General features: G+C 68.1%; 8 protein-coding genes. 6 read left to right on the forward strand and 2 right to left on the reverse strand.

Annotated elements, in window-relative coordinates; all coding sequences use genetic code 11:
* Positions 1 to 144: 144 nt before the first annotated feature.
* The 4 genes from recG (at position 145) to ubiA (ending at position 5,311) form a co-directional block, all read left to right on the forward strand.
* Positions 145 to 2,391, forward strand: coding sequence for an ATP-dependent DNA helicase RecG (recG, locus tag RAMLITH_RS25325; protein ID WP_168110255.1), 2,247 nt, complete (start codon positions 145 to 147; stop codon positions 2,389 to 2,391).
* A gap of 142 nt (positions 2,392 to 2,533) precedes the next feature.
* On the forward strand, positions 2,534 to 3,487 hold the full coding sequence (locus tag RAMLITH_RS25330) for a LysR substrate-binding domain-containing protein (RefSeq protein ID WP_168110256.1): 954 nt from the start codon (positions 2,534 to 2,536) through the stop codon (positions 3,485 to 3,487).
* A 55-nt stretch (positions 3,488 to 3,542) separates the two neighbouring features.
* On the forward strand, positions 3,543 to 4,451 hold the full coding sequence (locus tag RAMLITH_RS25335) for a Dyp-type peroxidase (protein WP_168110257.1): 909 nt from the start codon (positions 3,543 to 3,545) through the stop codon (positions 4,449 to 4,451).
* Entirely contained in the window at positions 4,451 to 5,311 is an 861-nt protein-coding gene (gene ubiA, locus RAMLITH_RS25340) for a 4-hydroxybenzoate octaprenyltransferase (RefSeq protein ID WP_168110258.1), read from the forward strand. The genes RAMLITH_RS25335 and ubiA overlap by 1 nt, the downstream gene beginning before the upstream one ends.
* 54 nt (positions 5,312 to 5,365) lie before the next feature.
* Here ubiA and proC read toward each other — a convergent pair whose 3' ends face one another.
* On the reverse strand, positions 5,366 to 6,205 hold the full coding sequence (gene proC, locus RAMLITH_RS25345) for a pyrroline-5-carboxylate reductase (protein WP_168110259.1): 840 nt from the start codon (positions 6,203 to 6,205) through the stop codon (positions 5,366 to 5,368).
* Between the two features lie 33 nt (positions 6,206 to 6,238).
* Here proC and RAMLITH_RS25350 point away from each other — a divergent pair, with 33 nt between their 5' ends.
* Positions 6,239 to 7,807, forward strand: a complete 1,569-nt coding sequence (locus RAMLITH_RS25350; RefSeq protein ID WP_168110260.1) for a glycerol-3-phosphate dehydrogenase/oxidase — start codon at positions 6,239 to 6,241, stop codon at positions 7,805 to 7,807.
* A 323-nt stretch (positions 7,808 to 8,130) separates the two neighbouring features.
* Positions 8,131 to 8,664, forward strand: a complete 534-nt coding sequence (locus tag RAMLITH_RS25355; protein ID WP_168110261.1) for a Panacea domain-containing protein — start codon at positions 8,131 to 8,133, stop codon at positions 8,662 to 8,664.
* 309 nt (positions 8,665 to 8,973) lie between these two features.
* On the opposite strand, the gene RAMLITH_RS25360 is transcribed toward RAMLITH_RS25355, so the two are convergent.
* Positions 8,974 to 9,120: a hypothetical protein gene (locus RAMLITH_RS25360; protein WP_181017818.1), complete on the reverse strand. Its 147-nt coding sequence runs from the start codon at positions 9,118 to 9,120 to the stop codon at positions 8,974 to 8,976.
* Positions 9,121 to 9,254: the final 134 nt, after the last annotated feature.

Raw genomic sequence — 9,254 nt, forward strand, 5'->3', positions numbered from 1 at the left:
CGAGCGCTTCTACAACCCGCGGCGGCGTCACTCGACGCTTCAGTACCTCAGTCCAGTACGATTCGAGGAGCTACACGGAGCTGCCGTGTAGCAAATAGAAGTGTCCGGAGAATCGGGGGCAGCCCAGGGAGGCAGAATTGTCCCATGCCCGAGACCAAGGCACTGACCGAGCCCCAGAAAGCCTTGCGCAAGCTGGGACTGGCACGGGACATCGACCTCGCGCTGCACCTGCCGCTGCGTTACGAGGACGAGACGCGCATCGTCAGGTTGCGTGACGCGCGCGAAGGCGACGTGGTGCAGATCGAGGCGACGGTCACGGCCTGCGAGATTGCCTACCGCCCGCGGCGGCAGTTGCTGGTCACCGTCGACGACGGCAGCGACACCTGCCTCCTGCGCTTCTTCACGTTCTATCCGTCGCAGCAGAAGTCGCTGGCGGTGGGCAAGCGACTGCGCATCCGCGGCGAGCTCAAGGGCGGCTTCCTGGGCTGGCAGATGGTGCATCCCGGCTGGCAGGCGGCCGGGGGCGAACTGCCGGCGGCGCTCACGCCGGTCTATCCAACGGTCGCCGGCCTGCCGCAAGCGTATCTGCGCAAGGCGGTCGCGAGCGGGCTGTCCCGGGCCGAACTGTCCGACACCTTTCCGCCAGGGGTCACCGACACGCTGCGGCCGCTGGTGTGGAGCCTGCAGGAGTCGCTCGCCTTCCTGCACCATCCGACGCCCGACGTATCGCTGGCGACGCTGGAAGACCGCAGCCATCCGGCCTGGCAGCGGCTGAAGGCCGAGGAGCTCCTGGCGCAGCAACTGTCGCAGCTGCAAAGCAAGCGGGAGCGGGCGCGGCTGCGCTCACCTTTCCTGGTCGCCGGCGGCGGCGGGCTGCCGGAGCAGTTGCTGGCGGCTTTGCCCTTCGCGCTGACCGCGGCCCAGCGGCGGGTGGTCGGCGAGATCACGGCGGACCTCGCGCGCGAGGTGCCGATGCACCGCCTGCTGCAAGGCGACGTCGGGTCCGGCAAGACGGTGGTCGCGGCGCTGGCGGCGGCCGTGGCCATCGCGGCCGGCTGGCAGTGCGCGCTGATGGCGCCGACCGAAATCCTCGCCGAGCAGCATTTCCGCAAGTTGATCGGCTGGCTGGAGCCGCTGCTGGCGCCGCTCGGCCTGCGCGTCGCCTGGCTGACGGGCGGCCAGCGCAAGAAGGAGCGCGGCGCGATGCTGGAGATGGTCGCCAGCGGCGAGGCGGCGCTGGTGGTCGGCACCCACGCCGTGATCCAGGAGCAGGTGCAATTCCGCAAGCTGGGGCTCGCCATCATCGACGAACAGCATCGGTTCGGTGTGGAACAGAGGCTGGCATTGCGGAGCAAGGCGGCGCCGGTGCCAGAAGTCGAGCCCTCCACGGCGCGGGACGCCGTGAAGCCCTCCCCCTCGAGGGGGAGGGATGGGATGGGGGTTGCGCAGCCGCTCGCCTTGCGCGGCAAGGCGAGCACCGCTGCGAACCCCTCTGGGGAGCACGTGCCCGCCCCCACCCCGGCCCTCCCCCGCACGGGGGAGGGAGAAATGCCGCGCGAGCCTCACCTCCTCATGATGTCGGCGACGCCGATTCCGCGGACACTGGCGATGAGTTACTACGCCGACCTGGACGTTTCCACCATCGACGAACTGCCGCCCGGGCGCACGCCCATCGTCACCAAGCTGGTGGCGGACAGCCGCCGCGAGGAGGTCACGGAGCGGATCCGCGCCCAGGTCGCCGCCGGCCGGCAGGTGTACTGGGTCTGCCCGCTGATCGAGGAAAGCGAGGTCCTGGACCTGGCGAACGCCCGCGCGACGCACGAGACCCTCACGGCCGCGCTGCCCGGCGTGGTCGTCGGCCTCCTGCACTCGCGCATGCCGGCGCCGGAGAAGAAGGCGGTGATGTCGCTTTTCACCGGCGGCCACATGGGCGTGCTGGTGGCCACCACCGTCATCGAAGTCGGCGTCGACGTGCCCAACGCCTCGCTGATGGTGATCGAACACGCCGAGCGTTTCGGGCTGTCGCAGTTGCACCAGTTGCGCGGACGGGTCGGCCGCGGCGCGGCGGCGTCGGCCTGCGTGCTGCTCTATTCGGCAGGCGAGGGCGGCCGGCTCGGGGAGACGGCGCGCGCCCGTCTCAAGGCCATGGTGGAGACCAGTGACGGCTTCGAGATCGCCAGGCGGGACCTCGAGATCCGCGGGCCGGGAGAGTTCCTGGGAGCGCGCCAGTCCGGTGCGACGCTGCTGCGGTTCGCCGACCTCGCGACCGACACCGAGCTGCTGCAATGGGCCCGCCAGCTCGCGCCCCTGATGCTCGATCGTTACCCCGAGCTCGCGAAACGCCACACGGCACGCTGGTTGGGTGGAAAATCGGAGTACCTCAAGGCCTGAACGGCCTGGTACCAGGGATGACGCTCACCGAACTCAAGTACATAGTGGCGGTGATCTTGGGAGGGACAGGGCGAGGGGCCCCGCTTGCGGGGATCGACCCCCGGACAAGATCGGCAACGGCCTCGCAACGCGGTGTCTCAGGATGACCCTTACAGAGCTCAAGTACATCGTCGCCGTTGCGAGGGAGAAGCACTTCGGCAAGGCCGCCGAAGCGTGCTTCGTCTCGCAGCCGACGCTGTCGGTGGCAATCAAGAAGCTGGAGGACGAACTCGAGGTCAAGCTGTTCGAGCGCAGCGCCAACGAAGTCACGATCACGCCCCTGGGCGAGGACATCGTGCGGCAGGCGCAGAGCGTGCTGGAACAGGCCGCGGCCATCAAGGAGATCGCCAAGCGCGGCAAGGACCCGCTGGCCGGCCCGCTCAAGCTGGGCGTGATCTACACGATCGGGCCCTACCTGCTGCCGGACCTGGTGCGCCAGGCGATCGCCCGCACGCCCCAGATGCCGCTGATGCTGCAGGAGAACTTCACGGTGAAGCTGCTGGAGATGCTGCGCACCGGCGAGATCGACTGCGCCATCATGGCCGAGCCGTTCCCGGACACGGGCCTGGCGGTCGCCGCGCTGTACGACGAGCCGTTCCTGGCGGCCGTGCCGAGCACGCACCCGCTCTCGGGCAAGCAGTCCATCACGGCGCAGGAGCTCAAGAGCGAAACGATGCTGCTGCTGGGCACCGGCCACTGCTTCCGCGACCACGTGCTGGAGGTCTGCCCGGAGTTCGCGCGCTTCTCGAGCGACGCGGAAGGCATCCGCAAGAGCTTCGAAGGCTCGTCGCTGGAAACCATCAAGCACATGGTGGCGGCCGGCATGGGCGTGACGCTGGTGCCACGCCTGTCGGTGCCGAAGGAGGCCCTGCAGCCGCGGCCGAAGCGGCGCAAGGAGGACCAGGCGTTCGTCAAGTACATCCCGTTCCAGGGCGATCCCCCGACGCGGCGCGTGGTGCTGGCTTGGCGCCGCAGTTTCACGCGCTACGAGGCGATCGCGGCGCTGCGCAACGCGATCTATGCGTGCGAGCTCCCCGGCGTGAAGCGCCTGTCCTGAGCGCGTTGCCTCGCCGCCGACAGGCGCCGCGGCGCGCCCGAATTACCATTGGCGCATGACTCTCCCCGCGCAACCAGGAATCCTCGAAAGCGTGCCGGCCGTGGCGCGCTACGTCACCTTCAACGCCGCCCCGGACGCCGACCGCGCCGCACTGGGCGCCGCGTTGCAGCGGCTGGCGCAGGCCGTCGACGGCCAGGCGATCGTTGTCGGCCTCGGCCCGTCCCTCGTCGCTGCGCTGGGCGCCTCGGTCCCCGGCCTGCGCGAGTTCCCGCACCTGGCCGGACACGGCGTCAACGTGCCTTCCACGCCGCTGCAACTGTGGTGCTGGCTGCGTGGCGACGATCTCGGATTCCTGCTGCACGCGATGCGCAAGCTGCAGAAGTTGCTGGCGCCCGCCTTCCGCGCCGGCCACGTGCTGGACGGCTTCTGCCACGCGCTGGGCGAGAGCGGCCACGGCAAGGACCTGACCGGTTACGAGGACGGCACCGAGAACCCGAAAGGCGACGACGCCGTGCAGGCCGCCATCGTGCAGGGGCAGGGCCCCGGCCTGGACGGATCGAGCTACCTCGCGGTGCAGCAGTGGGTGCATGACTTCGACGCGTTCGAGGCGCTGGCCAGCGAGGACCAGGACCATCATTTCGGGCGGCGCCGCAGCGACAACGAGGAGATCGAGGACTCGCCGACCTGGGCGCATGTGAAGCGCACGGCCCAGGAAAGCTTCGACCCGCCGGCCTTCATGCTGCGCCGCTCGATGCCGTGGCTGCTGAGCACGCAGGCGGGCCTGATGTTCGTCGCCTTCGGCCGGTCGCACGACGCCTTCGAGGCGCAGCTGCGGCGCATGGCTGGGGAGGAGGACGGCGTCGTCGATGCGATGTTCCGCATCTCGCGCCCGGTCAGCGGGGCCTACCTGTGGTGCCCGCCCGTGCAAGCCGCACGCCTGGACCTGCGCCAGCTCGGGCTGTGATGAGCGCCGGCAAGTTCTCGCTGTACCTCGACCTGATCCGCTGGAACCGGCCGGCGGGCTGGCTGCTGCTGCTGTGGCCGAGCCTGGCCGCCCTGTGGATCGCGGCCCATGGCTTTCCCGGCTGGCACCTCGTCGCCGTGTTCACGCTCGGCACGATCCTGATGCGCAGCGCCGGCTGCTGCGTCAACGACGTCGCCGATCGCGATTTCGACCGGCACGTCAAGCGTACGGCGCAGCGTCCGGTCACGACCGGGGCCGTGTCGGTGCGCGAAGCGCTCGTGCTGGGTGCCGTCCTGGCGCTGCTGGCATTCGTCCTGGTGCTGACGACCAACGCGGTGGCCATCGCCTGGTCGTTCGCGGCGCTGGCGATTGCGCTGGTGTACCCGTACGCCAAGCGCTTCGTCTCGATGCCGCAGGCCGTGCTGGGCGTGGCCTTCAGCTTCGGCATCCCGATGGCGTTCGCGGCCGTGCAGTCGCGCGTTCCGCTGGTCGCCTGGGTGCTGCTGCTGGGCAACCTGTTCTGGGTGATCGCCTACGACACGGAATACGCGATGGTGGACCGCGACGACGACATCCGGATCGGCATGAAGACCTCGGCCATCACGCTCGGCCGCGCCGACGTTCCGGTGATCATGGCGTGCTACGCCGCCTACCTCGTGATCTGGGGCGCGGTGCTGGCAGGCAGGATCCCGGCGGCCGTGCTGGCCATCACCCTGGCCGTGGCGGGCGGCCAGGCGGCATGGCACTACACCTTGATCCGCCGCCGCGAGCGTGAAAGCTGCTTCCGGGCTTTCCGCGTCAACCACTGGCTGGCGTTCACGGTCTTTGCCGGCATCGTGGCCGGCTACGCGATGGTCTAGAACTCGTGGGACAGATCAAGAATTGCAAGGCAATCCTGCTCTGTCCCCGGCTGATCAGAGGCTGCCGAACTCGTCCCCGAGTTCCCTGGCCCGGCGGCCAGCCGCGTGCAGCGCCTTCACGAACAGCGCCTGCATCCGGTCGCGCTCCATCGAGGTGATCGCGGCGTGGGTGGTGCCGCCCTTGGACGTCACCCGCTGGCGCAGCACCTCGGGCGGCTCCTGCGAGGCGTGCGCCAGGGCCGCCGCGCCGCCGAACGTGCCGACCGCCAGCCGGTAGGCCTGCTCGCGCGGCAGCCCCATCTCGACGCCGGCCTGGGTCATCGCCTCGAGGAAGAAGAACACGTAGGCCGGGCCGGACCCGGACAGCGCCGTCACGGCGTCCAGCTGCGCCTCGTCCTGCACCCACAGCCACTCGCCCGTGGTGGCGATCACCTGCTGCGCCTGCAGCCGGTCGGCCGGCGTCACGCCGGCACGCGCGTACAGCGCCGTGATCCCCTTGCCGATGAGGGCGGGCGTGTTGGGCATGCAGCGGACGATGCGCTCGGTGCCGGTCCATGCCGCGATGCTGTCCGAGCGGATGCCGGCGGCGACGCTCAGGTGCAGTGCGCTGCCGGTGTGGGCGCGCGCCTGCGCAGCGGCGTCGCGGAAGGTCTGCGGCTTGACGGCCCACACCACGAGCTGCGCCCGCTGCAGCGCCGGACCGGCAGCCTCCAGCGCCTCGATGCCGAACTGCTCGCGCAGCCTGGCGCGGGCCGGCGCGAAGGGCTCGACGACCTCCAGCTGCGAGGGGCTCATGCCCTCGCGCAGCAGGCCGCCGATGATCGCGCTGGCCATGTTGCCGCCGCCGATGAAGGCGATCGCCGCCGTCGAAGAAGTGTCTGGGCTGCTTGCCATGGCGGGAGTCTAGCTGGGTGAAAATCACGGGCAATGAATCGAGAGCACCTGATCGCCCAGCTGGCCCGCCCCATCAGCTACGACATCGCCGTGATCGGCGGCGGCGCCACCGGACTCGGAGTTGCCCTCGACGCCGCGTCGCGCGGCTGGTCCGTCGTGCTGCTGGAATCCCACGACTTCGCCAAGGGCACCTCGTCGCGCGCGACCAAGCTGGTCCACGGTGGCGTGCGCTACCTGGCGCAGGGGAACATCGGGCTGGTGCGCGAGGCGCTGCACGAGCGGACGGTGCTGCTGCACAACGCGCCGCACCTGGCCCAGCCGCTGCCGTTCGTCCTGCCCGCCTACCACTGGTGGGAGCTGCCGTTCTACGGTGCCGGGCTCAAGATGTACGACGCGCTGGCCGGCCGCGCCGGCCTGGGCGCGACCGAGTTCCTCGGCCGCCGCGAAACGCTGGCGCGCCTGCCTACGGCGCGCAGCGCCGGACTGAAGGGCGGCATCCAGTACTGGGACGGCCAGTTCGACGACGCCCGACTGGCGCTGGCGCTGGCGCGCACCGCGGCCGCCAGGGGCGCGCTGGTGGTGAACTACTGCGCGGTCACCGCGTTGCGCCACGAGCAGGGACGGGTGGCCGGCGTCAGCTGCGAGGACCGCGAGACGGGCCGCCGCTTCGAGGTGAGCGCCCGCTGCGTCATCAACGCTGCCGGAGTCTGGGTCGACCAGCTGCGCCAGCAGGACGGCGCCGCCACCGGCCACCCGGTGAGCGCCATGGTGGCACCCAGCCAGGGCGTGCACCTCGTCGTGGACCGCGAGTTCCTGCCCGGCGACCACGCGCTGATGGTGCCCAGGACCGAGGACGGGCGGGTGCTGTTCGGCGTTCCCTGGCTGGGCAAGCTGATCCTGGGCACGACCGACACGCCGCGCAACGATCTCGCGCTGGAGCCGCGGCCGTTCCGCCAGGAGCTCGAGTTCATCCTGAAGGAGTCGGCGCGCTACCTGGTGCGCGCGCCGCGCCCGCAGGACATCCGCAGCATGTGGGTCGGGCTGCGGCCGCTGGTCAAGCCGCAGGGGGACGACGGCGACGACACCAAGGGCCTGAGCCGTGAACACACGGTGCTGGTCAGCCGCAGCGGGCTGGTCACGGTGACCGGCGGCAAGTGGACGACCTATCGCGCCATGGCCGAGGACGTTCTGGTCAAGTGCATGGAAAAACGCCTGCTGGAGCCGGCACGCCCCGGAGTGACCGCCAACTTGCGGCTGCTGGGCGGAGAGCCGACGCCGCGCGACTCGGTGCCGCTCAGCGAGCCGCAGGGCCTGCATTCCTATGGCTCGGAGGCGGACGCGGTGCTGGCCCTGCCGGGCGCCGGCAACGAGTTGGGCGGCGGGCTCAGCGAGGCGATGGTCCGCTTTGCCGCCCGCGCCGAGTACGCCCGCACCGTGGAAGACGTGCTGGCGCGGCGCTGGCGCGTTCTGTTCCTGGACGCGCGGCTGGCACAGGAGCTGGCGCCGGCGGTCGGCGCCATCCTGCGCGAGGAAACCGGCGTCGACCCGCAGGTGCAGGACTTCCTGCAGCTCGGCCGGTCCTACCTCGAAATGCCGGCCTGACCGCGGGTCATGGTGCAGTTTGAAAGCTGATTTGTAACGTAGAACGTAAGAGTGCTTTTGCTGCAATTGATTGCACTCTTCTCTGTTCTGGTGTGGCTGCTTTTGACCACAGAGGCACCTCAACAACAGTCGCTGTCGGACGAGGGCGCGACTTGACACATGCGAGTTGACGTGCGTAGGACCGGCCGTCACACTCCGACTAGAGCAACTTTATGTTGACCCCTTGTGCCGCGATGAAAGTTGTGGTAGCGGCGAACCGCAGAAGCTGAATTAGCTCCAAGTAACTTAAGGCCGTCGGGGCCGCTAACTTCGCGGGGTGGAGTATGGAAAAACTGAATCGAACCAAGTTCAAGGCGCTAGTGCATTACATCTGCCAGAAGGCAGAGGATCCTTCGTGTCTTGGGGCAATCAAGCTGAATAAGGTGCTTTGGTACTCAGACTCGATCTTCTTCAAGCTGCATGGCCAGTCGATTACCGGCGAGACTTACGTCAAACGTCAGTTTGGCCCAGTCCCGCGCGACATTGTTGGCGTCATCGACGAGCTGGTTGCAGAGGGCAAGATCGCGCGCGGCCGCGTTGACCACTTTGGTCACCTAAAGAGCGAATTCATCGCTATAGAGGAAGCCGACGTCAGTCAGTTCACTGGACCAGAGATTCAGATCATTGATGAGGCATTTGAACACGTCTGCATCAACAACACGGCTAAGTCGATTAGTGAAGAAACGCATGGCGTGATCTGGCAGATCGCCGCCATGGGCGAGCCGATCCCTCTAGCGACCGTTTTCGCCTCTGAAGTTGGCGAAGTCGATGAGGACGACTTGGCGTGGGCTCGTGGCGAGGTTGTTGCCGGGGCGTAAGTAGACCCATAATGTGCGGATGGGCTTACGCACTATTCGCGAATCTCAATCGGTCTCGTCGATGTTCGACTACCTGCAAAGGAGGTCGCCTCGGTTTGAGCAGCTTTGGGAAGGGTGGTCTTGGCGCTTGGCCCGGAATCCACTAATTGACGCGACCCCAATCCCTAACACGAACCCGCAAGAGTATCTGCTTCGCACTCCTCAACTGCACGTTTATGGGATGCCGCACAGCCTGACACTCCGGTATACGGTTTCCGATGATCTAGTGGACCTGATTGCCGTCCGACTGATCGGCCCCGCTCCATAGGCTCAGGCGTTCGTCTCGGCCATGAGGACGATGTCCTCCATGGACCACAGGAAGTCAGTAACGCCCGCCTCCATGGCGGGCGTTGTCTTGATGGAGCCGTGGATCTTCACGAAGTTGTAGACCATGAAGTAGAAGCTCACCGCGTGCATGTGGTTCGTAAGCAGCCAGGGAACACATGTTGAACGTAGCCCATTCAGCGTCAGTCTTGTGCTGCGTGAGTTGCGCATTGGTGCTGTGGCATTGGCAGCCGCTCGCGTGGGCGTGGCGAAGGCTTGCGAGAACT

The organism is Ramlibacter lithotrophicus (genome assembly GCF_012184415.1).
Lineage (GTDB): Bacteria > Pseudomonadota > Gammaproteobacteria > Burkholderiales > Burkholderiaceae_C > Ramlibacter > Ramlibacter lithotrophicus.